The organism is Mycobacterium hippophais, assembly GCF_027529605.1.
Taxonomy (GTDB): domain Bacteria; phylum Actinomycetota; class Actinomycetes; order Mycobacteriales; family Mycobacteriaceae; genus Mycobacterium; species Mycobacterium arseniciresistens.
The window spans coordinates 229612-256430 of record NZ_JAPZPY010000003.1; the positions used below are offsets into that span (position 1 = coordinate 229612).

Here is a 26819-nt window from a genome sequence, read left to right on the forward strand (position 1 = left end):
GGCGACACTGAAGGACCGTTGTGAACTCTGTCTGTTCAGTAAGAATTGTGGAATCGCCCGCGAGTGGCTGTCATACTCGTGCAATTGCCAGGCGCATCCAGGCGTAGAACCGCGCCGCCCGCATACGGCGAAACAGCAGGAAACCTATGAATCACGATCCAATACTGAGCGGACCGGCCGGCGGCTCCGTCGCGCCCGCGGCGCCGACCAGGCGTCCGTCGCGGTGGTCGCCGACCAATTGGCCGGTGCGCTGGAAGGTCTTCGCGATCGTGCTGGTGCCGCTGCTGCTGGCCGGTGGGTTCGGCGGGCTGCGGATCAATGCCAGTGCGAGCGAGGCGTCCGAACTGCGCCTGGCCGCCGAGCGTGCGGACATGATCCCGGCGATCAGCGAGTACATGGCCGCATTCGAGAGCGCGATGATCGCCGCCACGGAGGGCACCCCGACGCAGCAGCCGCTGGCCGACTTCGACTCCCGCAAGGCCGATCTCCGCGAGCGGTTGGAGAACACCGACGTCGTGGGCGACGTCGAGTCGGCCGTCAGCAACCTGCTCACCATCGGTCAGGAACTGATCAACAAGGTGATGGCCAACACCATCGACCTCCGGGGCCGGGTGCTCGCCTACGGGGCGCTGCTGCTCACCTCGGAGACGGCCGTCACCGGATCGGCGCGCGCCGACACCGCCGACGTGCAGGTGCAGGCGCGGGCCCTGTCGCGGGCCATCGGCGCCCGCGGCCAGATGGCGTTGCAGCACATGCTCGTCACCCGTGGCGGTGACGTACCCGAACCCGAGCTGCGGGTGTCGATGACCACGCTGGCGGGCACCGAACCGTCCACAGTCACCGGCATGGCGGAGTTGCTCGGTCCGGCGTCGCAGGATGCCGCCACGCTGCGCACCGAGATGTTCAAGCGGATGTCGATGATGGCCACCCCGGGGGTGGTGCTGGTGGGCAATCCCGAACTGCTCCAGTCCCAGCAGGTGACCGACGGCATCGCCGGCACCATGATCGACGACCTGACCGCCAGCATTCCCGCGGCCGTGCACGACGAGGCCGCCGCGCAGCGCAGCGCCGCCATCCGGGAAGCCGTCCTCGTCGCCGTCGCGATCGTCATCGCGCTCGCGGTAGTGCTGCTCGTGGCGCGCTCGCTGGTGCGGCCGCTGCGCCGGCTGCGCGACAGCGCCCTCAAGGTCGCCCACGAGGACCTGGCCGGCGAGATCGAGCGGGTGCGCGCCGGCGGTGAGCCGGGTCCGGTCGCCCCCATCCCGGTGCACACCACCGAGGAGGTCGGGCAGGTCGCCCACGCCGTCGACGAGCTGCACGAGCAGGCGGTCTTCCTGGCCGGCGAGCAGGCGCGGTTGCAGATGCAGGTCGGCGACATGTTCGAGACGCTGTCGCGGCGCAGCCGGTCGCTGGTGGACCAGCAGTTGTCGCTGATCGACCGGCTCGAGGCCAACGAGGACGACCCCGAGCGACTGGAGAGCCTGTTCCGGCTCGACCACCTCGCGGCCCGGATGCGCCGCAACGGCGCCAACCTGCTGGTGCTCTCCGGGGCGAGGATCCCGCGCGACCAGGCCGCACCGGTGCCCGTGGCGGCCATCATCAACGCCGCCGCCTCGGAGGTCGAGGACTACGCCAGGGTGATCACCGCGACGGTGCCCGACAGCGAGATCGCCGGTCCGGTGGCCGGTGACCTGGTGCATCTGCTCGCCGAACTGCTCGACAACGCCCTGCGCTACTCACCGCCGATCTCGCAGGTGCGGGTGTCGGCTGTGCACAGCGGCAACGGCGGACTGGTGATCGAGGTCAGCGACATCGGGCTGGGCATGACCGAGTCGGACCTGCGGGTGGCCAACACCCGCCTGCAGTCCGGTGGTGAGGTCGACCCGTACACCGCCAGGCACATGGGCCTGTTCGTGGTCGGACGGCTGGCCGCCCAGCACGGCCTGGTGGTCCGGCTGCGCGCCACGGTCGCCGAAGAGCCGAACTCGGGCACCACCGCGGGGGTGTACGTGCCGGTCGAGCTGATCGCGCGCAGTGACGCCGCGTCGCCCGAGCCGTACGCCGAGTCGGCCGACGCACCCGCCGGCCTGACCGCCTTCCCGGCGATGCCGTCGCCCGGACGGGAGCGCACGAACGGGACCGCGCACGGTGACGCCTACGGCGACGGGTTCGGCCATGCGGCCCAGGACGAGCCGGTCGGGCACCTCAACGGGCACGCCGACATCCCGATATCGCTGTTGCCGCAGCGCAACCCCGGTGCCAGTGGCATCTCCGGCGTCCCCGCGCCGGCGCCGGTCGATGAGCCCGAGGTGCGGCCCGACCTGCAGCCCGTCGATGACTGGCCGGAGGACTCGATGCCGGCGCAGACGCCGGCCGAACCGCAGGGTCCGTCGAACACGTCGGCGTTCTTCGCCTCGCGGGCGCAGGTGGCCAGCAACGGCGTGCACCGGCCGGAGCAGATGGAGCCGCCGCAGGACGAGCGGCCGGTTGAAATGGCCGAGCCCGCGTCCGCCGTCGAGCCGGTCCGCGGTCTCGCCGACCTGCCGGGGGAGCTGTCCGGCGACCTGTCCGAGACCGCCGGGTCCGACGACGCGATCTATCAGAAGATGCTGTCGGAATGGTTGGTCGATCCCCACGAGATCGCGAACAGCAGCGACCTCAACTGGGAGTCGGTATGGGATCACGGCTGGTCAGCGGCTGAAGCTGCCGACGAGGCGCCCGTCGTCGCGCACACCGAGGAGGGGCTACCGGTGCGGCAGCCGGGCGCCCGGCTGGTGCCGGGCGGGGTCGATGCCGTCAACGGCGGACAGCGCAACGGCGGAGCGCATCGCAGCGTCGACCCGGACGACGAGGTAGCATCGGCGGTCGACGCCGGCAATGGGTCGGAGTCGCTTCCGCTGCGCGATCCGGACGCTGTCCGCGCGAGCATCAGCAACCACTTCGGCGGTGTGCACGCCGGCCGCATGCACGCCCGTGAGACCAGAGGATCTGAATACGAATGACGTTTCCGGACAGCAGGAGCACCGCGAACCCCCGGGACTCATTCGCACGCCCGTCCGCGCGCGAGTCGCTCGACTGGCTGGTCTCGAAGTTCGCGCGCGAGGTGTCCGGTGTGTCGCACGCGGTGCTGGTGTCGGCCGACGGACTGCTGATGGCGGCCAGCGAGCACATGCCCGGCGAGCGGGCCGACCAGCTCGCAGCCGTCGCGTCCGGGCTGGCGAGCCTGTCCACCGGCGCGGCACAGCTGTTCGACGGCGGGCACGTGTTGCAGTCGGTGGTCGAGATGGAGAACGGCTACCTGTTGCTGATGCGGGTCGGCGACGGGTCGAATCTGGCGACGCTGGCCAAGCGGTCGTGTGACATCGGCCAGATCGGTTACGAGATGGCGATACTGGTAGAGCGGGTCGGCACTGTGGTGCAGTCGGCTCGACGGACTCCGCAGCACTCGTGATCCGCGATGGACTATCCGAGCGGCAGAGGCGAATCGAGCGGTTGGGAACCCGATCCGGGACCTGACTCCGAGGAGTCCGGGCCGACGCCGAACCTGGTCCGGCCGTACACTCTGACCGCGGGTCGCACGGAGTCTCGCGTCCACCTGCCGATGGAGGCGCCGGTGGAGACGTTGAATTCGGGCAAGGCGCCGCGCTGGCCGGCGAGCGACATCCGCGGTCAGATCCTGGCGTTGTGTGTGGACAGTCCCTCGGTCGCGGAGATCGCGGCCAGGTTGTCCGTGCCGCTCGGCGTGGCGCGCGTGCTGATCGGCGACCTGGTGACGCAAGGTTATCTACGGGTGCTCGTCACCCTCGACGACTCGGCGACCTACGACGAACGTCGCGAATTGATAGGAAGGACGCTGCGTGGCCTCAGGGCACTCTGATCGACGCGACGCCGCCTCGACCAAGATCGTGATCTCCGGCGGATTCGGCGCCGGGAAGACCACCTTCGTGGGTGCGGTGTCGGAGATCATGCCGTTGCGGACCGAGGCCCTGGTGACCAACGCGTCGGCCGGGCTGGACGGACTGGACGCCACCCCCGACAAGCGGACCACCACGGTGGCGATGGACTTCGGCCGCATCACCCTCGGTGACGACCTGGTGCTGTACCTGTTCGGGACGCCGGGGCAGCGCCGCTTCTGGTTCATGTGGGACGACCTGGTGCGCGGGGCGATCGGCGCGATCATCCTGGTTGACGTCCGGCGGCTGCAGGACAGCTTCGCCGCGGTCGACTTCTTCGAGGCGCGCCGGCTGCCGTTCCTCATCGCGGTCAACGAATTCGACAATGCGCCGAAGCACCCGGCCGCCGCGGTGCGTAAGGCGCTCGCACTGCCGGACCGTATCCCGGTGGTCAGTGTGGATGCCCGGGACCGGCATTCGGCGAAGGCCGCCCTGATCGCGGTCACCGAGTACGCCCTCGACAGCCTCAGCGCGCTGCCCGGCTGACGGGTGGGCGGCGACACGGTCTGGACCGAGGAAGAGTTCATCGGCCGGGACTTCCGCGACGAGGACCTGAGTCGGCTGCGCACCGATCGGGTGGTGTTCGACGGGTGTGACTTCAGCGGTGTCGACATGAGTGAGTCCGAGCATGTCGGTACGGCGTTCCGGAACTGCCGGTTCCGGCGGACGACGTTGTGGCACAGCGTGTTCAAGCACTGCAGCCTGCTGGGTTCGGAGTTCACCGAGTGCAGGTTGCGGCCGCTCGTGCTGGTCGAGGTGGATCTGACCCTGGCGGTGCTGGGCGGTTGCGACCTGCGCGGGGTCGACCTGTCGGACTGTCGGCTGCGGGAGGCCGGCCTCGTCGGCGCCGACCTGCGTAAGGCGGTGCTGCGCCGTGCCGATCTCACCGGTTCCCGTTGCAACGGGGCGAAGTTCGGTGAGGCCGATCTGCGCGGGGCGCGGATGGACCCGACGTTCTGGACCACCGCCTCGGTGCGCGGCGCGAAAATCGACATCGAGCAGGCACTGTCGTACGCCGCGGCCCACGGGCTGGATGTCAACGCGGAGTAGGAGGGCCGGTGACGACGCGGGAGACCATCGAGCGCTGGGTGGAGTTGTTCAACGCCAATGACCCGGAGGCTCTTTCGGCGTTGTACGCCGAGGATGCGGTGAACCATCAGATCGCGCTGGACCCCGTCGCCGGCCGAGCGGCGATCGAGCAGTTCCACCGCGAGACGTTCGCGGCCGGCCCGTTGACATGCACACCGATCAACCTTGTGGTCGACGGTGACTGGGCTGCACTTGAATGGGTCGACCCGGACGGCTTCCGCGGGTGCGGGTTCTTCCATGTCCGCAATGGATTGATCGAACACCAGCGCGGCTACTGGGACAGCGCGCAGTTACGCGCCGTGCATCCAGATGTGCACTGAATCCTCACTCGCGCAGGCGGTTACCGCCGACGTGTGATGGCGTCGGCGGTGTTGAGCCGCGGTGTCGCTAGAAGGGTGGCGGTTCGTCGCCGGGTTGTGGTGGTGGCTTGGGGGCGAAGAGTGCGTCGAGTGCTTGTCGGCGTGCGCGGCGGCGGGCTTCGCGGTGTTCGCGGTTCTGTTGGCGTTCCGCGGCGATGCGGGCGGCGCGGGATTGGGCTCGGGTGCGTTGCCGTTTGGGCATCATCGCGGTGCGCTCACCGCATGGATCGTCGGGTCGCGGTGTGACAACTGCGGCGGCCGTCGGTGCGCAGAGGCTGGGGAACAGCAGCGCCGATCCCGGTCTGGTGGTGTAGGTCTGGCCCGCGGGGCTGGTCCAGATGACCGTGCCGTCGCACTGTTGTTGGTCGTGCCAGCCCCAGAAGGTCTTGATCAGATGGTGAAGGCGGCACAGGCATTTGAGGTTCGACGCCTGGGTCGGCCCGCCTTGGCTGTAGGGGATGGTGTGGTCGATGTCGGTGCTGAAGGCCGGCACGTCGCAGCCCGGGAATCGGCAGCCCATGTCGCGGCAGCGGACGAACTCCGCCAGGTTGCGCGAGGGGGTGTAGCGCGGCTCGGGCGGGGCGTCGCCGGGATGGATCAGCGGCCGGATCGTGGCATGCTCGGCCAGGGGCGCGACCTGTTCGGGCGGCAGGATGCCGTCGTTGTGCACCAGGCTCGCCACCGAATCATCGGCGTCGGCGTCGGTGTCGGTGTCGGCGTCGGCGATGTCGGGGGTGTCGGGGGTGCCCACGGTGTCGGTGTCGGCGGCCGCGTCAGTGTCGGCGGCAGCCCCAGCCCCACTATCGGTGTTGGGGCCGGTGATGGTGTGGATGACGAAGGGGGCGGCGACGGCGTCCTTCTTCGGGCAGCCCGGATTGGCGCACTGGCAGGGCAGGCGTTGGGCGCCGCTGCACACCGCGGCGATGGCATCGACACGACGCTGCCGCTTGGTACGGGGATCATCGGGGCACACGGTGTCGGCCATCGCGTCGACACTCCGTTCGAAGATCTGGGCATCGACGGTGCTCATGGTGCCGCCGAAGGTGCTCATCCCATCGAGACCGTCGTTGACCCAGAACTCACGGAGTTCGGCGGCCCTCCTGCGTCGCCGCACCGCATCGCGATCCTGGCGGGCGATGATCCGGTCGACATGACCGCACAGCTGCCCGGGACTCAGTGTCATCAACCGCGCCGCCGCACCGGCCAACGCCGCATCCACCCCAGCGAGGATGTCGGGATCGGTGATCAAGCTGGTGCGATGCAGCAACACATCCACGATGGCGATGCTCAGCTCACCGGCCCGGAACACCGCCGCCACCGCGGGGAGCCGTTCCCGCAACCCGCGCGCCAGATTGACCTGGATCGACGCCGACCCGTGCCCGATGTTCAGTGCGGCGGCGACTTCGGCGGCCACCGCGCACTCGGTGTCCACCGCCCACTGGTCACTGATCTCGTCACGCTGCGCGATCCGCAGCCCATAGAGCTCACCGATGATCGTCAACCGGGCCGCGGCTTGCTGGTTCTCCCGGCGCGCGGTCGCCACCAGGTCGGCGATCAGCGCGTCGGCCTCGACCAACCGCGGACGCGGCGAGGTCAGCACCTCGTCGAAACTCGCCTGCATCGGATCGAACATACATTCGATTATGGCAGAGGGGTACGACGCGCAACAGCCGCGATTCCGGCACTGGGGATAACTCTGAGGCGACTATCGCGCCAGGCGCGTCAGACCCAAACCCGTCAGAAAAGCCGTCAGGTGGCCCACCTCGGTATAGGTCGGCTGGACGACGACGTCGACGACGAGCGCACCGGCACCCAGCACCTGCGCGCCGGCGCGATACCGGCGGGGGAGGTACCGCGACGCCGCACCGGCGACTCCAAAAACGAAGTAACTGACTCCGACATCGCGTGCGTTCTCCAGCCGAGAGGGCGCCTGCCCGGCCCGGATCGACCGGCGGAGGAATCCCTGCCCAGCGACCGTCCCGACGATGTGCGCGGTCAGCCCGACCAGCAGCCACCGGCCTGACCCCATCCTCCGCTCGGCCGGCGCCAGCACCGCCGCGTACACAGGCACATAGGGCCACCAGCGTCGCCCGTCGAGCCAGAAGAGGCTGGTGACCAGCACCCGCAGCGGCTCCCGCGACAGGTGATGCAGATTCGTCGACTGCTGACGCAGCAAGCGTGACCGCTTCCGCCCTGCCGCCCGCTGCAGCCGTGTCGTGACCAACAGGACGGCCAGCCACCCGTAGGTCAGAGGAGCGCTCAGGCGCCCTTCAGCCGGATCTTCCACCGCACGAACGTCAGATAGCCGATGCTGAGGGCCGCGAGCATCCCCATGTCGAAAAGCCAGGTGCCGCCGGTGTGTTCCCAGTGCGAGTCCTTCGGCGTCAGCGGTCCTGGGACGAGTCTGATCAGGTCCACCGTCGACGCCGACGCGGCGAAGCCCCAGCGGGCCGGGGTGATCCATGACATCTGGTCGAGGCCGATGCGGCCCGTCACGGGGATCATGCCGCCGGAGAACACCAGCTGCGACATGATCGCGATCACCAGCAGCGGCATGATCTGCTCACTGGTCTTGGCCAGCGCCGACAACGCGAGCCCGACCATCGCCGCGGTCACCGTCGTCGCGGCCATCCCGAAGAACAGCTCGAGCGACGGATTGCCCACCACCGAACCGCTGTCGACCGCGCCCTCGCCGAATCCCTTGCCCGCGATCGTGATACCGGTGACGATGGCGGACTGGATGATCGCGAAAATCGAGTAGACGCAGACCTTCGCCAGCAGGTACGCGGTGGTGGACAGGCCGACGGCCTGCTCGCGAAGGAAGATCGCGCGCTCGCCGATGAGGTCGCGGATGGTCAGCGCCGTGCCCATGAAGATCGCGCCGACGTTGAGCAGCACCAGCACCTGGCCCGGCTCGTTGGGTGCGTCGCCCATCGGGTTCGGGACGCCGAAGCCGACGGTGCCCGGCACCGAGAGCGACAGCGTGCCCATGATGAACGGCAGCAGCGCAAGGAAGATGAAGTAGCCGCGGTCGGACACGATGAGCCGGATCTGGCGCCGCGCGATCGTCGAGAACTGCCTTCGCAGACTGGTTTTCGACGGCTCGCCGAGGTCGGCCGGTTGATCGGCCGGCGGTTGGGCAGGCGGCGGGCCGTTGAGTTCGAGCCACCGCTGTTGGGCCGCTTCGGGATCGCCGGCCACCGTGCTGAAGATGTCGGCCCAGTTGGTCGTGCCCATCGCCGCGCCGATCTTCGCCGGCGGCCCGCAGAAGGCGGTCTTGCCGCCCGGTGCCAGCAGCAGAACCTGATCGCAGACGTCGAGGTAGGTCAGCGAGTGAGTGACCACCAGCACGACGCGACCCGCGTCGGCCAGCTGGCGCAGCATCGTCATCACCTGGCGGTCGAGCGCCGGGTCCAGACCCGAGGTCGGCTCGTCGAGGATCAGCAGCGACGGCCCGGTCAGCAGCTCGAGCGCCACGGACGCCCGCTTGCGCTGACCGCCGGAGAGCTTGTCGACCCGGGTCTCGAGGTGCTTGGTCATCTCGAGTTCCTCGAGCACCTGCATGACGACCTGTTCGCGGTCGGCCTTGGTGGTGTCCGGTGGCAGCCGCAGCTCGGCGGCGTACATCAGCGCCTGACGGACGGTCAGCTGCCCGTGCACGACGTCGTCCTGCGGCACCATCCCGATGCGGGAGCGCAGCGAGGCGTACTCGGCGTGCACGTTGTGGCCCTCGAACGTGACCGTTCCGCTGGACGGATGGGTATAGCCGGCCACCAGCCGGGCGAAGGTCGACTTGCCCGCGCCCGACGGGCCGATCACCGCCGTGAGCGTGCCCGGCCGCGCCGTCAGCGAGATGTTGTCGAGCAGCGTCTTGTTGTTCTCGATCGTCCAGGTGACGCCGTGCACGTCGAGGCCGCCGGTGGCCGTCGCGGCCGCGGTCTCGGTGCGCCGGACCAGTGTGCCGCCGCTGAACACCAGGTCGACGTTGCCGATCGTGACGGTGTCGCCCTCTTGGAGCAACGCCGAATCGACCCGCGAACCGTTGACGAAGGTGCCGTTGATGCTGCGGTTGTCGACGATCTCGGTGCCCTGCGCGGTCGACACCAGCGAGGCGTGGTGGCGCCCGGCCAGCACGTCGGGGATCACGATGTCGTTGTCGGTCGCGCGACCGATCTTCACCGCTCCCGCCGGCGTCTCCGGCGTCCGTCCGGGCCGCAGGATCTTGAGCATGCTGGTGGCCAGATTGCCGCCGTCGCTGGAGCGCGGCGCCGCCGTCGGACCCATGCTGGTGACCGGCTCACTGGACTGCTGTGAGATCGGTTGCGACATCGGCGGCCGCGTCTGGTGCGATGCGGGACCCGTCGGGTACCGCTGCTGCGACGACGGGGGAAATCCCTGCTGCGCACCGGTCGGGTAGCGCTGCTGCGGCCGCGACGTGGGCGGCGTCGCGATGTGCGGACGGCCCGGGGCGGTGTGCGGCTGCGGAGTGTTCCAGCCGGTGTTGGGGCGCGCGACCGGCACCGCACTGGTCGGCGGTGGGCTGCCGACCGAACCCTGGTGGCGGCCGACCTCGAATGACACCTGCGGGCCGTCCGGGTTGCCGATGTTGAGGGTCTGGCCGTCGCGGATGTCGACGGACGGGACGCGTCGGCCGTTGGCGAACATGCCGTTGAGGCTGCCGTTGTCGATGGCGACCCACCGGCCCTGGTCGAACCGCAGCACCAGGTGGGCGCGGGAGATCAAGGGGTGGGCGATTCGCACGTCGGCGCGCAGGTCGCGGCCGATGACGACGTCGTTGCCCGGCGCGAACGTGCGGGTGGAGCCCTCGTAACGAACGGTCAGCGCGGGCGGTGCTGGTCGGCTCATCGTGATCAACTCTATCGGTACCGCCACTGGAATTGCCGCTGCTACCGCGCAGCGCGGCGTGTGACGATGACCGGCGTGGATCGTGGCGAGTTGGGCTGGCGGATGCGGGCGGCACTGGAGACGGTGATGACGGCATTCGCGGGGCTTGCGGTCGCGTTGCTGCTGTGGGCGGCGGGCCTGGCGCTGTGGAGCCGGCAGCAGGCGGAGCAGACCCGGCATGTCGGCGGCTGGCCGGGGTACATCGAGCGCCTGCCCCGGCTGGGTGATTCGCCGGTGGACGCGCTGGCCGTCGTCGTCTGGATCGCGGCCGTCACGTTGCTGGCCGCCGCCGCCGTCAGCGTCTGGCTGGGCCGCACCCGGCGCAGCGGCGCCGTGAGACCTGTGGCGGTGGCAGGCGTCCTCGCCCTCGCTGTGTATGGGATCTACAGCGTCGACATCGCCTCCTTCTACGCGAGGGTGACGAGCACATATCCGGTCACCCCGGCGCTGCCTGCTGGTATCGCGGCGTGGCTCCTGGGGGTGGCCGGTGCGATAGCCGTGCTGCTCGCCGCCGTGCGGATCCCGCTGCTGGCCCGCCGGGACCTGCGTGCGGTCGCCCTCGGGGCAGTCGTCGGCGTGGTGATGGCGTCAGTGACGACGGTGGCATCGGTGCGCGCCGGTGACGACACCCGCTACGTCGATGCGACCACGGCCGCGGCCGCCGATGTCCCGCCGGTCCCGATGGTGCTGGGGCAGAAGCGGTTCACCGTCACGGTTCCGGACGCCTACGACGACCAGGACTATCCGCAGTTCTTCGCAGCGGCCGCCGGCGCCGGATTCATCGTCGATGTCGGGGACATGGTGACTGCATACGACGCCGACGGAGCGCAGCGCTGGCATTACCGGCGAACCGGGCCGGGCGTATCCCGGGTCGAGACGGTGCTGGTGTTCGACGACGGCGCGACGGTCCTGGTCTGGATCGACGGCGACGACAAAGTCGGCGAGAAGAGTGTCGTCGCACTGGACGCCGTCACCGGCGAAGAGCTGTGGAGCGGAAGTGGCAGGCAGCTGTACACCACCAAGGGATTCGACCGCCCGCCCTACATGGTCTACCGCGATGAACGGACGTGGACCCGCACCGACTCCCGGACCGGGAAGCCGATGTGGACGGTGGCCGCGCCGCATGCCGGGTGCGCGACCGAATACATGGACACGGCCGAACGCCTGGTCTCGGTGTCGACGTGCTTCGAAAACCAGCAGGGCACCGTCTGGCTGACGGTCCTCGATCCGCAGACGGGGAGCATCGTCTGGGACCACCTGCTGCGCGAAGGGGCGTCGGAGGACACATCGAACGCTTATCACAGTGGATCCGGGTCGGCGCTGAGCGGCTCCGGTGTTCTCCTCCGGCTGTCCGATCCCCAGGCGCCGGGGACCAATCAATACGTCGACGTCGTTGATCGGACGATCACCGATCTGCCGCGCGAGTTGACATTCAGAGAGGCTCCCGGTCCCGACGACGACATCCTCGGTACGCAGTCGGTCGGTCGAGATGAACGGCTGACGCTGTTCGACGGCCGGGGTTCCGAGCGGTGCTCGACGGTCGGCGGGTTCTCGAGCGGCTACCCGCTGCTCAGGGGTACCGGCTTCGACACCGCGCATCTGACCTTCGGCGACGCCTTCGTCGTCCAGGATCAGGAGCGCGAGAGCCTGGTGACCCTCGACAGCACCACGTGCGCCGAGGTGGCCCGCACATCTGCCCCTGATGTCGACGGCCTCCTGCCCGTGCCCGGCGCGAATCTGGTGCTGCGCCGAGGCGAGAACCGCACCCTCGTGATCGACGGCTACCGCTAGGCCGGAAGCGGCACGCTCCACCGCGCGGTGTCGGTGATCTGCCGCAGGGCCGTCATCTTCTCGCCGTGCACGGTGATCACATGGGCGAACGCCGCGTCCACCGTAGACCCGCCGTCGCGGGCAGAGCCGCGGTAGGCGCCGAGCACGACCACCCGGTGGTCGTCGACCGGCAGGTACTCCGACGGCGCGACGTCGACGTCGTAGAGGGAATCGATGCGGGCCCACACCTCGGTGATGGTCTCCGCGGCGCCGCGGTGTTCACCGCCGACGCCGTGCGGCATGCCGGCGCTGACGTCGGCCACGAAATCGTCGGCGAGGACGTCGAACAGGGCACTGCCGTCACCGTCGGCCATCGCCGCGTAGAACCGCCGGGCCACACCCGTGGGATCGCTCATCGGGATTCCTTCCGTATTAGAGATGCATCTCTACTATAAACTGTGCGCCATGCCGCGGCCAGCCCGATTCACCGTCGACCAGCTGCTGGACGCGGCCGCCGCGATCGTCGCCGCGGACGGCGCGGCGGCGGTGACGGTGTCGGCGGTGGCCCGCGCGGTCGGGGCGCCGAGCGGGTCGATGTACCACCGCTTTCCGTCGCGCGCCGCGCTGTGCGGCGAACTCTGGATGCGCACCGAGGAGCGGTTCCAGAACGGCCTGATCGCGGTGCTCGAGCGCTCCGGAGAACGGCAGGACCGGGTCGCCGCAGGCGCGCTCTACACCGTGCAGTGGTGCCGCGACCACGCGGACGAGGCGCAGGTACTGCTGGCCGGCCCCGACGCATTTTGCCGCTCCGAATGGCCGACGGAACTCGAGGACCGTCGAAAAACGCTGCACCGCAGAATGATCCGACAACTGCGCGACATGGGTGGGCCGGTCGACCGAGTCACCGCCGCGCTGGTCGACATCCCGTCGGCCGTGGTGCGCCGGCACCTGGCGGCGCGCAGCCGCATTCCTGCCACCGCCGACGGCATCGTCGTGGACTGCGCACGCGCGCTGGCGCCGCCGGAGTGAGCCGTCAGACCAGGGCGTCGGGCGCGCCGGTGACGACGCAGTGGGTGTGGCTGTAGATGGTCGCCATGCACTTGTTGCAGTGCGTGCACGCCGAGCGGACCAGCGCGTCGGCCTGAATCCGGTTGATCAGGTCCGGCTCGGCCAGCAGCGCGCGGCCCATCGCCACGAAGTCGAACCCCTCGGCCATCGCGAGGTCCATCGTCTCGCGGTTGGTGATGCCGCCCAGCAGGATCAGCGGCATCGTCAGCTCGGCGCGGAACTGCCGGGCCTTATCCAACAGGAACGCCTCGCGGTACGGATACTCACGCAGGAACTTCTTGCCGGTCATCCGGATGCCCCAGCTCAGCGGCGGCTTGAACGCACCGGCGAACTCCTTCACCGGCGCGTCGCCGTGGAACAGGTACAGCGGGTTCACCAGCGAGCTGCCTGCGGTCAGCTCGATGGCATCGAGGCCGCCGTCCTCCTCGAGCCACTTGGCGGTCTGCAGCGACTCCTCCATCGGGATACCCGCGCGGACCCCGTCGGTCATGTTGAGCTTCGCCGTCACCGCGATCTGGTTGCCCACGGCGTCCCGGACGGCACGCACCACGCCGCGCGCGACCTTCGCCCGGTTCTCCAGCGACCCGCCGTACTCGTCCTTGCGGTGGTTGAGCAGCGGGCTCAGGAACGAACTGGCCAGGTAGTTGTGGCCGAGGTGGACCTCGACGGCGTCGAACCCGGATTCGATGGCCAGCCGAGCCGCATTGGCGTGGGCCCTGGTCACGGCGTCGATGTCGTGGCGGGTGGCCTTCCTGGCGAACCGCATCGACAGGGGGTTGAAGAACCGCATCGGGGCCAGCGCCTTGGCCTTGTTCGTGCGGGCGTTGGCGACCGGACCCGCGTGGCCGATCTGGGCGCTGATGGCGGCGCCCTCGGCGTGCACAGCGTTGGTGAGCCGTCGCAGGCCGGGCACCGCCTCCGGCCGCATCCAGATCTGCCAGCCGTCGGTGCGTCCGCCGGGTGTCACCGCGCAGTACGCGACGGTGGTCATGCCGACGCCACCCGCGGCGGGCAGCCGGTGGTAATTGATCAAGTCGTCGGTGACCAGGGCGTCCGGTGTGGACGCCTCGAATGTCGCCGCCTTGATGATGCGGTTGCGCAGCGTCACGGGGCCGAGTTTGGCCGGAGTGAACACATTGGGCTGAGTGTCCATAAGAGAGAGCCTGTCACAGCGCATGCGAGACTGGACGCCGTGGGTGCGATCACGTTGGACGGCAAGGCCACGCGCGACGAGATCTTCGTCGACCTCAAAGACCGCGTCGCGGCCCTGGCCGAGGCCGGTCGTACGCCGGGGCTGGGCACGGTGCTCGTCGGCGACGACCCCGGATCACAGGCCTACGTGCGCGGCAAGCATGCAGACTGCGCCAAGGTGGGCATCAACTCGATCCGGCGCGACCTGCCCGCCGACATCAGCCAGGCGACCCTCGACGAGACCATCGACGAACTCAACGCCAACCCGGAGTGCACCGGCTACATCGTGCAGTTGCCGCTGCCCAAGCATCTCGACGAGAACGCCGCACTCGAGCGCATCGACCCGGACAAGGACGCCGACGGGCTGCATCCGACCAACCTCGGCCGCCTGGTGCTCAACGAGCCGGCGCCGCTGCCCTGCACCCCGCGCGGCATCGTGCACCTGCTGCGCCGCTTCGAGGTGGAGATCGCCGGCGCGCACGTCGTCGTCATCGGCCGCGGCGTCACGGTCGGCCGGCCGCTGGGCCTGCTGCTCACGCGGCGGTCGGAGAACGCCACGGTGACGCTGTGCCACACCGCCACCCGCCACCTGCCGCAGTTCACCCTGGAGGCCGACATCATCGTGGCCGCCGCGGGTGTGCCGCACATGGTGACCGCCGAGATGGTGCGGCCCGGCGCGGCGGTGATCGACGTGGGTGTCAGCCGGGACGACGCCGGGAAGCTGGTCGGCGACGTCGCGCCCGATGTGTGGGACGTGGCGGGTCACGTGTCGCCGAATCCCGGCGGCGTCGGGCCGCTGACGCGCGCGTTCCTGCTGACGAATGTCGTCGAGCGGGCCGAAAAGGGGCGATGACCCCGAAGGAGTTCGCCCGCAAGGTCTTCGCGGGGCAGTGGCCGATCCTGGCGGTCGGCCTGATCCTCATCGCCGCCTTCGGCCTGGTGGTCGCCGGGTACTGGCGGCGCGGCGCGCTGGTGATGGCCATCGGGGTGGGTGTCGCGGCGGCTTTGCGCCTCGCGCTTTCCGACGACAGGGCCGGCCTTCTCGTGGTGCGTTCGCGCGCAACGGATTTCGTCACCACCGCGACGGTGAGCGCGACCATGTTCTATGTCGCGTGGACGATCGATCCGCTGGGCACCAGCTGAGAGTTGCGCACCGGGCAATCTTGCCTACTGTGCAAAATTATGTAGGGTGGCCGCATGGCCGGACTCCGGGAACGCAAGAAGGCGGACACCCGCCGCGCACTCAGCGACGCCGCGCTCGCGCTCGCCCTCGAACGCGGCTTCGACGCCGTCACCCGCGAGGCGATCGCCGAGCTGGCGGGCGTGTCGTTGCGGACGTTCAACAATTACTTCACCGGCAAGTACGAGGCCCTGGCCTACCGCCAGACCGAACGGCTGCGACACAGCATCGACGAACTGCGGCGGCGTCCGGCCGGCGAGCCGCTGTGGACCTCGATCGCCGAGGCCGTCCTGAGTCCGCTCGAGGCCGACTTCCGTGCCGCCGACAGCGAGGAGAGCAGGATCCCCGACCGCCGGGAACTCGCCGAGGTCCGGAAGCTGCTGCTGAGCCCGGAGATCCGGGACGCCACCAACAGGGAACTGTTCGACGAGTGGCTCGCGGCGATCGCCGAGCGGACCGGCACCGACCCCGCGAAGGACATGTACCCGCGACTGGTGGCGGCGGTCATCCGCGCCGTCGGCGACGCGGCGATGGAGACCTACGTGCGGGCCGAACCCCCGGTCGCGCTCACCGAACTGCTGCGAGCGGCGTTCACCGAGGTGGCCGCGGGACTGCCCGAGCCGAGCGGATCCACCGGGAGGACGTCGTGACCGACGAACGCGTAGACGTCGCCATCTCCGGAGCCGGACCGAACGGCCTGCTGCTGGCCTGTGAGTTGGCACTCGCCGGCATCCGGCCGGTCGTGCTCGACGCACTGCCCGGACCCAGCGCCGAACCGAAAGCCAACGGCCTTGTCGGACAGGTGATCCGACAGCTCGACATGCGCGGCCTCTACCACGCGTTCGGCGGGGACGCGGGACCGCCGCAACCGGCCCACGGCTGGATGTTCGCCGGGATGTCGCTGAGTTTCCTCGGTATCGAGGACAATCCGATGTACGCGCTCATCCTTCCGCAGCCGCGGCTGGTCCGCCTGCTGGAGAAGCGGGCGCGTGACCTGGGCGTCGACATCCGCTGGGGGAGTGAGCTCACCGCGCTGGACGCTCGCGAGGACGGCGTGGCACTGACCGTTGCCACGCAGGACCGGCAGCACCGGATGGACGCCGGTTATCTGGTCGGCGCCGACGGCGGCCGCAGCATGGTGCGCAAGGCCGCGGGTATCGAGTTCCCCGGCCACACCTCACCGATCGTCAGCAGGATCGCCCACGTCCACCTGCCCGACGCACGACTCGTGCCCGGCCGCGGCTTCGACATCGAGGGCTTCGGAACACTCGCCTTCGGCGTCAGCAGATTCGACAACGGCACCGTCGTGGTGTTCCCGCTCGAACCGGACCGGCCGATGCTCGGCACCATCGAGTACGGCTGGACGCCGGGCAGCACCGAGGCTCCGATGACGCTCGCCGAACTGCAGGACAGTCTGAGCCGGGTGCTCGGTGTCGACGTGGCGATCGAGGCGCCCAGGACGCCGGACACGCATGCGTTGCGCCGTCTCGACGGGATCAATTCGCGGCTGGCGCAACGCTACCGGGCCGGACAGATCCTGCTGGCCGGTGACGCCGCGCACGTGCACTCACCGATGGGTGGGCCCGGTCTGAACCTCGGCATGCAGGACGTCGTCAACCTCGGCTGGAAGCTCGCGGCGGTGGTGAACGGGTGGGCGCCCGAGGGGCTTCTCGACACCTACGAGTCCGAGCGTCGTCCGGTGGGCGAGCGGGTGATGATGCACTCGCTGGCTCAGCTCGCGCTGGCGCGCCGGGGCCCGAAGTCAGCGCGCTGCGTGAGCTCTTCGGTGAACTGGCGGGTCAGCCCGAGGTCGCGCGGCACCTGGCACGCACTCTCGCGGGTGCGGATGTCCGCTATGACGTCGGCGACGATCATCCGATGTCCGGGTTCATGGTGCCCGATCTCGTGCTCGACGACGGGCGCCGCGTCACCGACCTGCTGCACGACGCGCGCGGCATCCTGCTCGACGCGATCGGCGGCGCCGCATCGACCGTCGCGGCGCCGTGGGCCGACAGGGTGGACGTGGTCTCCGGCCAGATCGCCGGCGGGCCTGCGGTGCTCCTCGTCCGCCCCGATGGCTACGTGGCCTGTGCGACGGACGATTTCGAGGTTGCCGACGAGCCACGGCTCCACCAGGCGCTGAGCAGGTGGTTCGGCGCCGGCTAGGCGCGGACGCAACCGCATCGAGCGATCAACCGACTTTCGGTGCGGCGGTGAATAGTCCGCCCACCAGTGCCCGCGCGACGACGCCGGCATCGCGGCGAGCGCGCCGGGGATCGTCGGACGACGCGATGAGCAGGGCTGCCTCGTCGAGCGCGCCGATGATCATCGACGCCAGCGTGTCCACCGGCAGGTCGGCGATCTCACCGGCATCCACTCCCGCGCGCAGGCCGTCGCGCAGCGCACTGAGGTAGTTGCGGTTGTCGATCTCACGCATCTGGGAAAAGCCGAGCGCGGCGGGGGCGTCGAGGATGCTGATTCGAGCCACCGCCGGGTCGAGGCAGCCGTCCAGGAACCGTTCGCACCCGACCTCGAGCCGGCGGCGGGCCGTCGGTTCGGCGAGCGCGGCGGGGAGTACGGCGTCGGCCAACTGCCGCTCGACGTCCTCGTAGACCGCCCGGAACACCGCCTCCTTGGTAGGGAAGTGGTAGTACAGCGCGTTGCGGGTGACGGCGGCCGCCTTGGCGATGTCGCCGGTGGACACCGCCACGTAGCCGCGGTCGACGAACAACGCCCGCGCGGCGGCGACCAGGGCGGCCCGGGTCAATTCGCTGCGCAGCGCACGGCCGTCGCCTTCACTCGGCACGGCTGAATATTAACAGCCTGTCTGCCTTGTTTTACCCGGCGCGGCCAGTTTTAATACAGGGTGTATGAATACTTTCTCGCCCCTTCAGGACCGCCGCACGGTGCGCATCCCGGCAGGCGTCGTCGGCTGTCGCGAGGCCGGCGCCGGGATACCCGTCCTCTTCGTCCACGGCATCGTCGCCAACGGCCTGGCGTGGCGTCACGTCGCCCGCCGGTTGGCCGGGCAGGCGCGCTGCATCGCACCGGACTGGCCGCTCGGCTCACATCATCCCGCGATGCCGTCGGCCGACCTGTCCCTGCCGGGCCTGGCCCGGATCGTGGTCGACGTGATGGACGCCCTCGGACTCGGGGACGCCGTACTCGTCGGCAACGGCTACGGCGGCGACATCGCCCAGGTGGTCGCGGTGCAGTATCCGGAACGGGCGCGGGCCCTGGTGCTCGCCGCCACCAACGCCTTCGACTCCGACCCGGCGCCGACCCGGGTGCTGCAGCGGCTGACGGCGCTGCCGGGCGCCGGCGCGCTGCAGGCGATCGGCATGCGGAGCCGGCACATGCAGCGGCAGTGGTTCACCTACGGCGGAGTCACGAAGCGGCCCATCCCCGCCGACGTGATGACGTCCTACCTGACGTCGCTGTGGTCAGACCGCCAGGTGCGCGACGACTTCCGTCGCTTCCTCGGTCAGCTGTCGCCGCGTCACCTGGCCGAGGCGTCGCCGAGACTCGCGGCGTTCGACAAGCCGGCGCTCGTGGTGTGGCCCACCGAGGAGCGCTACTTCCCGGCCGAGGGAGCGCGCAGGCTCACGCAGACCATGCCGCGCGCCCGGCTCGTCACCGTCGACGACTCGTACAGCTGGATGCCCGAAGACCGGCCCGACCTGCTCGCCGACCTGCTCGCGGAGTTCCTCGCCGAGCTCAGCCCAGCGTCGCCCTGATGCACACCGTCACATACGGCAGCGCCAGCCCGCTGGTGTTGGCCAACGCCGGGTGGGTGTTCAGCAGCTCACGCACCTGCTCGAGCGTGCGGGTGCGCACCTCGGCGGGCGAGGTGATGCAGTAGCTGCGCGAGGCGACCAGGTCGATGAGCGCCTGCGGCGTCAGGTAATTCGTCCACTCGACGCGACGGCGCTCGAAGCCGGTGAACGGCTCGGGCAGCGTGACCTTGTCGTTGAACGGATCCTCCTCGTGCCCGGTGATCCGGCCGAGATCCTTGACCCAGCCCAGCCGTTCGTCGGCGGTGTTCCACACCAGCCCGAGCCGCCCGCCGGGCCGAAGCACCCGGGCGACCTCCTTGACCGCGCGGTCGGGATCAAACCAGTGCCAGGCCTGCGCCACGAGTACGGCGTCGACGCTGTCGTCGGGCAGTGGGATGTCCTCGGCGGTGCCGAGCAGCGCCGGGGTGTCCGGCAGTGAGGTGGAGAGCACCTCGAGCATCTCCGGGATCGGGTCGACGGCCACCACGGTGAGGCCGCGTTGCACCAGCCGCGTGGTGAGCTTGCCGGTACCCGCGCCGAGGTCGAGGACGTCGCGCGCGCCCGAGGGCAGCAGCCAGTCGATCGCCTCCGGCGGGTAGGACGGCCGGCCGCGCTCGTAGGCCGCCGCCTCTGCGCCGAACGACAGCGAGCGGTCGTTGGCGGGGTCGCTCACGTCGCCGCCAGGTCCAGGGTGCGGCGGATCAGCGCGCCGACGGCCTCGGTCTCCACCAGGAAGCCGTCGTGGCCGAAGCGGGACTCGACGATGTTGAGCCCCGAACAGCCCGGCAGCAGATCGGCGAGCTCCTGCTGCAGCCGCAACGGGTACAGCCGGTCGGAGGTGATGCCGCCGACCACCACCGGCACCCGGCAGCCCTGCAGTGCGGCCGCCACGCCGCCGCGGCCGCGTCCGACGTCGTGGCTGGACAGCGCGTCGGTCAGCGTCACGTACGTGCCGGGGTCGAACCGCTCGACCAGCTTCGCACCCTGGTATTCGAGGTAGCTCTGGATGGCGAACCGGCCTCCGTTGGTCGGGTCCTCGTTGCCCTGGGCGTCATTGCCGAACCGCTCGTCGAGCTCGTGCTCGCCGCGGTAGGTGAGGTGGGCGAACCGGCGGGCGATCTCCATGCCGGTGTGGGGTGTGCGGCCCGTGTGGTGGTAGTCGCCGCCCTGCCAGTCCGGGTCGGAGGTGATGGCCGCGACCTGGGTGGACTGCGTGCCGATCTGGTCGGCGGTGGCGCGGGCGCCGACGGCCAGCACCAGGGCCGCCCGCACGTCGTCGGGATGGCCGACGGCCCACTCCAGCGCACGCGCGCCGCCCATGGAGCCGCCCACCACCGCGGCAACCTCGGTGATGCCGAGGGCGGCCAGCGCCGCGACGTCGGCCGCCACCTGGTCGCGCACCGTGATCGCGGGGAACCGGGAACCCCAGGGCCGGCCGTCGGGGGCGGTCGTCGACGGTCCGGTTGAGCCCTGGCAGCCGCCGAGCACGTTCGTCGAGATCGCGCACCAGCGGTCGGTGTCGATCGGGGCGCCCGGACCGGCGACGCCGTCCCACCAGCCGGGGGTCGGATGCCCCGGTCCGGCCGGGCCGGTGATGTGCGAATCGCCGGTGAGCGCGTGCAGCACCATCACGACGTTGTCGCGGTTCGGCGAGAGCTCGCCCCAGCGCTGTACGGCGATGGACACGTCGTCGATCACGACGCCGCTCTCCAGCGTCAGGGGACCGATGTCCACCACACCGATCTCGCCTTCGGCGGGCAGCGTCGCGATGTGCACGTCAGAGATTGTCACTTGCCCGCCCTCGCCGCCGCGAACCCCTGCTCCAGATCGGCCAGGATGTCGTCGATTCCCTCGATGCCGACCGCCAGGCGCACCAGGCCGGGCGTCACGCCCGAGGCGAGTTGTTCCTCCGGGGACAGCTGGGCATGGGTCGTCGACGCCGGGTGGATCACCAGTGAGCGGACGTCACCGATGTTGGCGACGTGACTGTGCAGCGTCAGGGCGTTGACGAAGGCCTTGCCCGCGTCGACGCCACCGGCCAGCTCGAAGGCGAGCACGGCGCCGGTTCCCTTCGGCGCCAGGCGCTTTCCGAGGTCGTACCACGGCGAGCTGGGCAGCCCGGCGTAGTTCACCGACAGCACGTCAGCGTGCCCGGCGAGGTACTCGGCCACCCGCTGTGCGTTCGCGACGTGGCGTTCGACGCGCAGGCTCAGCGTCTCCAGGCCCTGCGCGATCAGGAACGCGTTGAACGGCGCGGCGGCCGACCCGAGGTCACGCAGCAGCTGTACCCGGGCCTTCAGCGCGTACGCCGGCGGCCCGAGTTCGGCGAAGACGACGCCGTGATAGCTGGGGTCCGGCGTGGTGAAGCCGGGGAACTTGCCGTTGGTCCAGTCGAAGGTGCCGGAATCGACGATCACACCGGCGATCGCGTTGCCGTGCCCGCCCAGGTACTTGGTGGCCGAGTGCACCACGATGTCGGCGCCCTGGCTGATCGGCTGGATCAGGTAGGGCGTGGCGATGGTGTTGTCGACGATCAGCGGCACACCGGCGTCGTGGGCGACGGCCGAGACGCCGGGGGTGTCGAGGATGTCGATCTGCGGGTTGGAGATGGTCTCGGCGAAGAAGGCCTTGGTGTTCGGCCGCACCGCCGCCCGCCACGACTCGAGGTCGTCGGGGTCAGCCACGAAGCTGACCTCGATGCCCAGCTTGGGCAGCGTGTAGTGGAACAGATTGTAGGTGCCGCCGTACAGGCGCGGGCTCGACACGATGTGGTCGCCCGCGTTGGCGATGTTGAGGATCGCGAACGTCTCGGCGGCCTGGCCGGAGGACAGGAACAGCGCCGCCACACCGCCCTCCAGCGCGGCGATGCGCTGCTCGACGACGTCCTGCGTCGGGTTCATGATGCGGGTGTAGATGTTGCCGGTCTCGGCCAGCCCGAACAGCGCGGCCGCGTGATCGGTGTCGCGGAACGTGTACGACGTCGTCTGGTAGATCGGCAACGCCCGCGCGCTGGTGGCGCTGTCAGGCGTCTGCCCGGCGTGGACCTGCTTGGTCTCGAACGACCAGCGTGCGGTCGGGTCGTCGGTGATTTCGGGTGTGCTCATGGCGGTTCCAGGTCTCCCTGTCTGTCGGGGGGCCCGTACCTGCGGACCCGCGCTTGCCGTGTGGCCGACTGGATCAACGGAACAGTCGGCTACTCAACCTGGTCGTCTCCCGGGGCACCCCACCGCGGTTGGAGGGTTGCCGGCCAGCAAGCCGGGGCTTGACGCTGGCGCTCATGACCGATCAGCAGCTTAACGCACGCCGCGCCGCGGCTGCCACCATGGCGGGGGCAGGCGGCGCGACGCGCGCAGACGGAGAACGAACTAGCCGGTGGCGCGTTGCCTGCCGACGTGCCCGTCGACGAAGCCGAGGATCACCTCGGCGATGCGATCGGGCGCCTCGAACATCGGGATGTGCCCGACACCGTCGAGGTGGGTCACCTCGGTGTCCTCGGGCAGGTGCTCGGTGAAGTGCCTGGTGAACCGGGGATGCGGCAGCACCCGGTCCTTCTCGCAGATCACCAGGTGCGTCGGGGTCTTGCCCTCGGCGATCTCCAGCAGGCCGGGCAGCGTCAGCGACTTGACCAGCAACTGGTAGTAGGCCGGGCAATGGGAGACGTCGTCGATGATCTCGGCCACGTCGTCGTCGGACAGCCCGTCGGGGGTCCCGCTCACCGGCAGGTGGGTCAGATACCGGGTGAACGGGAGTTTCAGCACGTGCTGACGGAGCACCAGCGTGGCCACCCACAGCGGCAGGCCGGCCAGGAACTTGCCGACGATCTCGAACTTCGCGGGGGTGAAGTGCCGCCACCCGCCGGCCGGCGCGATCCCGGTGAGCGTGCGGGCGCGGCCGCGCCGCTCGAGCTCGAACGCCACCCAGCCGCCCAGCGAATTGCCGACGACGTGCGCGGTGCCCCAGCCCAGTGCGTCCATCCTGCGCTCGACATCGTCGGCCAGCGAGGCGCTGTCCAGGAAGAACGTGCCGCGCGGCGCGCCGTTGTGGCCGAGCATCGTGGGCGCGAACACCTCGTAGCGGCCGGTGTCGGCGATCCGCGGGGCAACGCCCTTCCACACGTTCTGCGACATCATGAACGGGTGCAGCAGCAGCATCGGCTCGCCGGTGCCGAGGTGGATCGGTGCGCGTTCGGTCATGCTGCCCGACAGTAAGGTGATACCGCCGGTACCGCAAGATTGTCCGTTAGGGTCTGGCGCCGTGAGCCGGCTGATCGTGAGCACCGTCAACGTCAACGGCGTCCGCGCCGCGGTGCGGCAGCGCTCGGCCGAGAACCTCGGCCTGCTCGCGTGGCTGGCCGGCTCCGCCGCCGATGTGGTCTGCCTGCAGGAGACCCGCGCCGACGACGAACAACTGGCCGCGGCGCTGGCCCCCGCCGTGGCCGACGGGTGGCGGCTGGCCGCGGCGAGCCCGCACGTCAAGGGCCGCAGCGGCGTCGCGGTGCTGTCCCGGCACCCGGTCACCGCGGTGCGTCTGATGGAGTCCGACGAGTTCGGCGAGCACGGCCGCTACATCGAGGTCGACATCGATCACGGGGCTGCCGGGGTGACGGTGGCCAGCGTGTACGTGCAGACCGGTGAGGCGGGCACCGACCGGCAGCTGGAGAAGGAGCGGTTCATGGCCGCGCTCGCGCAGCGGATGGCCGCGATGGGCGGCGACGGCCGCGAGGCCGTGGTGTGCGGGGACTGGAACATCGCCCACACCGAGAACGACATCAAGAACTGGCGAGGCAACGTCAAGAAGTCCGGCTTCCTGCCCGGCGAGCGGCAGTGGCTGTCCGAGCTGCTCGACTCCGGCTGGGTGGACGTGGTGCGGGTGCTGCACCCCGATGTGGCGGGGCCGTACTCGTGGTGGTCGTGGCGCGGGCGGGCGTTCGACAACGACGCGGGGTGGCGGATCGACTACCAGCTGGCCACCCGCCCGCTGGCGGCCAGGGCGCGGGCGGCGCGGGTCGAGCGGGCCGACGCCTACGCGCTGCGCTGGTCCGACCACGCGCCGGTCACCGTCGAGTACACCTGACAGGCGGCGAAAAGCCGTTGGCCGGCCATGAAAAGATCGGGACATCATGAACTCTCCTGTCGAGATGCCGCCCCGGCAGCCGCGCGTCGTCTTCTCGGGCGTGCAGCCCACCTCCGACTCCCTGCACCTGGGTAACGCGCTGGGTGCGGTGAAGCACTGGGTCGGTATGCAGGACGACTTCGACGCGTTCTTCTGCGTGGTCGACCTGCACGCGATCACGGTGCCCCAGGACCCGGAGACGTTGCGGCGTCGCACCCTGGTGACCGCGGCGCAGTACCTGGCGCTGGGCATCGACCCGGCGCGCAGCACCATCTTCGTCCAGAGCCATGTGCCCGCGCACACCGAATTGGCTTGGGTGCTGGGATGTTTCACCGGGTTCGGCCAAGCCTCGCGGATGACGCAGTTCAAGGACAAGTCGCAGAAGCAGGGTTCGGACGCCACCACGGTCGGCCTGTTCACCTATCCGGTGCTGATGGCCGCCGACGTGCTGCTCTACGACACCGACCTGGTGCCGGTCGGAGAGGACCAGCGTCAGCATCTCGAACTCGCGCGCGACGTGGCGCAGCGGTTCAACGCGCAGTTCTCCGACACCTTCGTCATCCCGGACGTGCTGATCGCCAAGACCACCGCCAAGATCTACGACCTGCAGGAGCCGACGGCGAAGATGAGCAAGTCGGCGTCCACCGCCGCCGGGCTGATCAGCCTGCTCGACGACCCGAAGGTGACGGCCAAGCGGATCCGGTCGGCGGTCACCGACAGCGAGCGCGAGATCCGGTTCGACCGCGAGGCAAAGGCCGGGGTGTCGAATCTGCTGACCATCCAGTCGGCCGTCACGGGCACCGACATCGACGTGCTCGTCGAGCAGTACCAGGGCCGCGGATACGGCGACCTGAAGAAGGACACCGCCGATGCGGTGGTCGAGTACGTCACGCCCATCCGGGACCGGGTCGACGAACTGCTCGGCGACACGACCGAACTCGAGGCGGTGCTCGCCGCCGGTGCCCAGCGGGCCAGGGAAGTGTCTGCGGCGACGCTCGAGCGGGTATACGACCGTCTGGGTTTCCTCAAGCGATCGCGCTGAGGGCGTGCGCACGGGAGGCTGGCTGGCATGACCGACGAGGCCAAGCCCGGCATCCTCGACCGCCTGCGCGCACGCTACGGCTGGTTCGACCACGTGATGCGGGCGCAGGACCGCTATCAGGAGTCCAAGGGCAATTTCTTCGCCGCCGGCATCACCTATTTCACGGTCTTCGCACTGTTCCCGCTGCTGATGCTCGGCTTCTCCATCGCCGGCTTCGTGCTGTCCCGGCAGCCCGACGTACTCGCCTCGATCCAGGACCGGATCAGGCAGACGGTGTCCGGCAGCTTCGGCCAGCAGCTCGTCGAGCTGATGAACACGGCGATCGAGTCGCGGACGTCGCTGGGCATCATCGGCCTGGCCACCGCGGCGTGGGCCGGTCTCGGCTGGATGGCCAACCTGCGCGAGGCACTGAGCGCGATGTGGGAACAGCACGGCGAGCCGGGCAATTTCATCGGCACGAAGGTGTCCGATCTGCTGGCACTGCTGTCGGCCTTCGTGGCCATCGTGGTCACCGTCGCGTTGACCGCGCTGGGCGACCGTGGGTTGATCGTGCGGGTGCTCGCCTGGCTCGGCATCGAGGGCATTCCCGGTCTGGGCGTGGGTCTGCGGGTGGTGTCGATGCTTGTGGCACTGGGCATCTCGTGGTTGCTGTTCACCTGGATGATCGCCAGGTTGCCCAGGGAGAAGGTCACCTTCCGCAGCAGTGTCCGCGCCGGCCTGCTGGCGGCGGTCGGCTTCGAGGTGTTCAAGCAGGTCGCGTCGCTCTACCTGAAGTCGGTGCTGACCGGCCCCGCCGGCGCGACGTTCGGACCGGTGCTCGGGCTGATGGTGTTCGCCTACGTCACCGCGCGGCTCATTCTGTTCTCCACCGCATGGGCCGCCACCTCCACCGACAACCTCGCCATCGCGCCGGTGAGCCCGCCCGACCCCGCCCAGATCACCACCCGTGTGCAGGTCCGCGAGGGCGTCGGGGTCACCGGCGCGCTCGCCGCGGCGGCAGTGGGAGCCCTTGGCGCCGCCGGACTTTCACGGCTGCGACGGCGTCAGTGACCGATGACCTTCAAACCGATCACACAACCGACGACGCCGAGGATGAGTAGCACCTTGATCGCCGAAGCGGATTCGGCGCCGGTGACCATCGCGTACGCCACGGTCAGGCTCGCACCGATGCCGACCCAGACGGCGTAGCTCGTGCCGGTGGGCAGTTGGCGCATCGCGAAAGCCAGCCCCACCATCGACGCCACCACCGCCACCGCGAACACCACGGTCGGCACCAGGCGGCTGAACCCTTCGGATTTGCCGAGTGCGGTCGCCCACACCGCCTCCAGTACACCGGAAATCACCAACACGATCCACGCCATCACGCACCTCCGC

Annotated in this window: 26 protein-coding genes, 1 pseudogene and 1 riboswitch; of the genes and pseudogenes, 16 read left to right on the top strand and 11 right to left on the bottom strand. The window is 69.8% G+C overall.

Annotation, left to right across the window (positions count from 1 at the left end; genetic code table 11):
• Positions 1–146 precede the first annotated feature (146 nt).
• The 6 genes from O6P37_RS09675 to O6P37_RS09700 are packed head-to-tail and all read left to right on the top strand — an operon-like array spanning position 147 to position 5362.
• Positions 147–3002, top strand: a complete 2856-nt coding sequence (locus tag O6P37_RS09675) for an ATP-binding protein (protein WP_269893849.1) — start codon at positions 147–149, stop codon at positions 3000–3002.
• Positions 2999–3451 carry a roadblock/LC7 domain-containing protein gene (locus O6P37_RS09680; protein WP_264014913.1) on the top strand — a complete coding sequence of 151 codons (453 nt, stop codon included), beginning with the start codon at positions 2999–3001 and terminating at the stop codon, positions 3449–3451. The genes O6P37_RS09675 and O6P37_RS09680 overlap by 4 nt, the downstream gene beginning before the upstream one ends.
• Positions 3452–3457: 6 nt before the next feature.
• Positions 3458–3877: a DUF742 domain-containing protein gene (locus O6P37_RS09685; RefSeq protein WP_269893850.1), complete on the top strand. Its 420-nt coding sequence runs from the start codon at positions 3458–3460 to the stop codon at positions 3875–3877.
• On the top strand, positions 3858–4439 hold the full coding sequence (locus tag O6P37_RS09690) for a GTP-binding protein (protein ID WP_269893851.1): 582 nt from the start codon (positions 3858–3860) through the stop codon (positions 4437–4439). The genes O6P37_RS09685 and O6P37_RS09690 overlap by 20 nt, the downstream gene beginning before the upstream one ends.
• 3 nt (positions 4440–4442) lie before the next feature.
• Positions 4443–5003: a pentapeptide repeat-containing protein gene (locus O6P37_RS09695; protein WP_269893852.1), complete on the top strand. Its 561-nt coding sequence runs from the start codon at positions 4443–4445 to the stop codon at positions 5001–5003.
• An 8-nt stretch (positions 5004–5011) separates the two neighbouring features.
• A complete protein-coding gene (locus O6P37_RS09700; protein WP_269893853.1) occupies positions 5012–5362 on the top strand; it encodes a nuclear transport factor 2 family protein in 351 nt (116 codons plus the stop codon).
• A gap of 67 nt (positions 5363–5429) precedes the next feature.
• Here the strand turns inward: O6P37_RS09700 and O6P37_RS09705 are convergent, their stop codons facing one another.
• From O6P37_RS09705 to O6P37_RS09715, 3 genes are all read right to left on the bottom strand, one after another.
• Positions 5430–7034 carry an HNH endonuclease signature motif containing protein gene (locus tag O6P37_RS09705; RefSeq protein ID WP_269893854.1) on the bottom strand — a complete coding sequence of 535 codons (1605 nt, stop codon included), beginning with the start codon at positions 7032–7034 and terminating at the stop codon, positions 5430–5432.
• A gap of 72 nt (positions 7035–7106) precedes the next feature.
• Complete coding sequence (locus tag O6P37_RS09710) at positions 7107–7688, bottom strand: rhomboid-like protein (protein WP_269893855.1); 582 nt, start codon at positions 7686–7688, stop codon at positions 7107–7109.
• Positions 7661–10273 (bottom strand): ATP-binding cassette domain-containing protein, encoded by a 2613-nt coding sequence (locus O6P37_RS09715; protein WP_269894157.1) that lies wholly within the window; start codon positions 10271–10273, stop codon positions 7661–7663. Before O6P37_RS09715 ends, O6P37_RS09710 begins: the two co-directional genes overlap by 28 nt.
• Before the next feature lie 60 nt (positions 10274–10333).
• Here O6P37_RS09715 and O6P37_RS09720 point away from each other — a divergent pair, with 60 nt between their 5' ends.
• Positions 10334–12097: a PQQ-binding-like beta-propeller repeat protein gene (locus O6P37_RS09720; RefSeq protein ID WP_269893856.1), complete on the top strand. Its 1764-nt coding sequence runs from the start codon at positions 10334–10336 to the stop codon at positions 12095–12097.
• Here O6P37_RS09720 and O6P37_RS09725 read toward each other — a convergent pair.
• The gene (locus O6P37_RS09725) at positions 12094–12492 is read right to left on the bottom strand and encodes a nuclear transport factor 2 family protein (protein ID WP_269893857.1); all 399 of its coding nucleotides are present in this window, start codon (positions 12490–12492) and stop codon (positions 12094–12096) included. The genes O6P37_RS09720 and O6P37_RS09725 overlap by 4 nt on opposite strands.
• Before the next feature lie 49 nt (positions 12493–12541).
• Between O6P37_RS09725 and O6P37_RS09730 the strand changes: the two genes are divergently transcribed.
• Entirely contained in the window at positions 12542–13105 is a 564-nt protein-coding gene (locus tag O6P37_RS09730; RefSeq protein ID WP_269893858.1) for a TetR family transcriptional regulator, read from the top strand.
• Between the two features lie 4 nt (positions 13106–13109).
• Here the strand turns inward: O6P37_RS09730 and O6P37_RS09735 are convergent, their stop codons facing one another.
• Positions 13110–14297, bottom strand: coding sequence for an NADH:flavin oxidoreductase (locus O6P37_RS09735; RefSeq protein ID WP_269893859.1), 1188 nt, complete (start codon positions 14295–14297; stop codon positions 13110–13112).
• A gap of 39 nt (positions 14298–14336) precedes the next feature.
• On the opposite strand from O6P37_RS09735, the gene O6P37_RS09740 reads away from it, so the two are divergent.
• From O6P37_RS09740 to O6P37_RS09755, 4 genes and pseudogenes are all read left to right on the top strand, one after another.
• Positions 14337–15188: a bifunctional methylenetetrahydrofolate dehydrogenase/methenyltetrahydrofolate cyclohydrolase gene (locus O6P37_RS09740; RefSeq protein ID WP_269893860.1), complete on the top strand. Its 852-nt coding sequence runs from the start codon at positions 14337–14339 to the stop codon at positions 15186–15188.
• Positions 15185–15478 carry a DUF3017 domain-containing protein gene (locus tag O6P37_RS09745; RefSeq protein ID WP_269893861.1) on the top strand — a complete coding sequence of 98 codons (294 nt, stop codon included), beginning with the start codon at positions 15185–15187 and terminating at the stop codon, positions 15476–15478. Before O6P37_RS09740 ends, O6P37_RS09745 begins: the two co-directional genes overlap by 4 nt.
• Positions 15479–15532: 54 nt before the next feature.
• Positions 15533–16165 carry a TetR family transcriptional regulator gene (locus tag O6P37_RS09750; RefSeq protein WP_269893862.1) on the top strand — a complete coding sequence of 211 codons (633 nt, stop codon included), beginning with the start codon at positions 15533–15535 and terminating at the stop codon, positions 16163–16165.
• A pseudogene (locus tag O6P37_RS09755) lies at positions 16162–17681 on the top strand (FAD-dependent monooxygenase). The gene O6P37_RS09750 and the pseudogene O6P37_RS09755 overlap by 4 nt, the downstream one beginning before the upstream one ends.
• Positions 17682–17706: 25 nt before the next feature.
• Here O6P37_RS09755 and O6P37_RS09760 read toward each other — a convergent pair.
• Complete coding sequence (locus O6P37_RS09760) at positions 17707–18321, bottom strand: TetR/AcrR family transcriptional regulator (protein WP_269893863.1); 615 nt, start codon at positions 18319–18321, stop codon at positions 17707–17709.
• Between the two features lie 64 nt (positions 18322–18385).
• Here O6P37_RS09760 and O6P37_RS09765 point away from each other — a divergent pair, with 64 nt between their 5' ends.
• Positions 18386–19252 (top strand): alpha/beta fold hydrolase, encoded by an 867-nt coding sequence (locus O6P37_RS09765; RefSeq protein WP_269893864.1) that lies wholly within the window; start codon positions 18386–18388, stop codon positions 19250–19252.
• On the opposite strand, the gene O6P37_RS09770 is transcribed toward O6P37_RS09765, so the two are convergent.
• The 4 genes from O6P37_RS09770 to O6P37_RS09785 all read right to left on the bottom strand — a co-directional run bounded on the left by O6P37_RS09770 (position 19233) and on the right by O6P37_RS09785 (position 23484).
• Positions 19233–19964, bottom strand: coding sequence for a class I SAM-dependent methyltransferase (locus O6P37_RS09770; RefSeq protein ID WP_269893865.1), 732 nt, complete (start codon positions 19962–19964; stop codon positions 19233–19235). The two genes, O6P37_RS09765 and O6P37_RS09770, sit on opposite strands and share 20 nt — an antisense overlap.
• On the bottom strand, positions 19961–21082 hold the full coding sequence (gene metX / locus O6P37_RS09775) for a homoserine O-acetyltransferase MetX (RefSeq protein WP_269893866.1): 1122 nt from the start codon (positions 21080–21082) through the stop codon (positions 19961–19963). Before metX ends, O6P37_RS09770 begins: the two co-directional genes overlap by 4 nt.
• Entirely contained in the window at positions 21079–22395 is a 1317-nt protein-coding gene (locus O6P37_RS09780) for a bifunctional o-acetylhomoserine/o-acetylserine sulfhydrylase (protein ID WP_269893867.1), read from the bottom strand. Before O6P37_RS09780 ends, metX begins: the two co-directional genes overlap by 4 nt.
• A 44-nt stretch (positions 22396–22439) precedes the next feature.
• Positions 22440–22574, bottom strand: a riboswitch (SAM riboswitch).
• A gap of 82 nt (positions 22575–22656) precedes the next feature.
• Entirely contained in the window at positions 22657–23484 is an 828-nt protein-coding gene (locus O6P37_RS09785) for an alpha/beta fold hydrolase (protein ID WP_269893868.1), read from the bottom strand.
• A gap of 70 nt (positions 23485–23554) precedes the next feature.
• Here O6P37_RS09785 and O6P37_RS09790 point away from each other — a divergent pair, with 70 nt between their 5' ends.
• From O6P37_RS09790 to yhjD, 3 genes are all read left to right on the top strand, one after another.
• Positions 23555–24364: an exodeoxyribonuclease III gene (locus O6P37_RS09790; RefSeq protein ID WP_269894158.1), complete on the top strand. Its 810-nt coding sequence runs from the start codon at positions 23555–23557 to the stop codon at positions 24362–24364.
• Positions 24365–24428: 64 nt separating this feature from the next.
• Entirely contained in the window at positions 24429–25445 is a 1017-nt protein-coding gene (gene trpS / locus O6P37_RS09795; protein ID WP_269894159.1) for a tryptophan--tRNA ligase, read from the top strand.
• A gap of 27 nt (positions 25446–25472) precedes the next feature.
• A complete protein-coding gene (gene yhjD / locus O6P37_RS09800) occupies positions 25473–26495 on the top strand; it encodes an inner membrane protein YhjD (RefSeq protein WP_269893869.1) in 1023 nt (340 codons plus the stop codon).
• On the opposite strand, the gene O6P37_RS09805 is transcribed toward yhjD, so the two are convergent.
• Positions 26489–26806 carry a DMT family transporter gene (locus O6P37_RS09805; protein ID WP_269893870.1) on the bottom strand — a complete coding sequence of 106 codons (318 nt, stop codon included), beginning with the start codon at positions 26804–26806 and terminating at the stop codon, positions 26489–26491. The two genes, yhjD and O6P37_RS09805, sit on opposite strands and share 7 nt — an antisense overlap.
• Positions 26807–26819 lie beyond the last annotated feature (13 nt).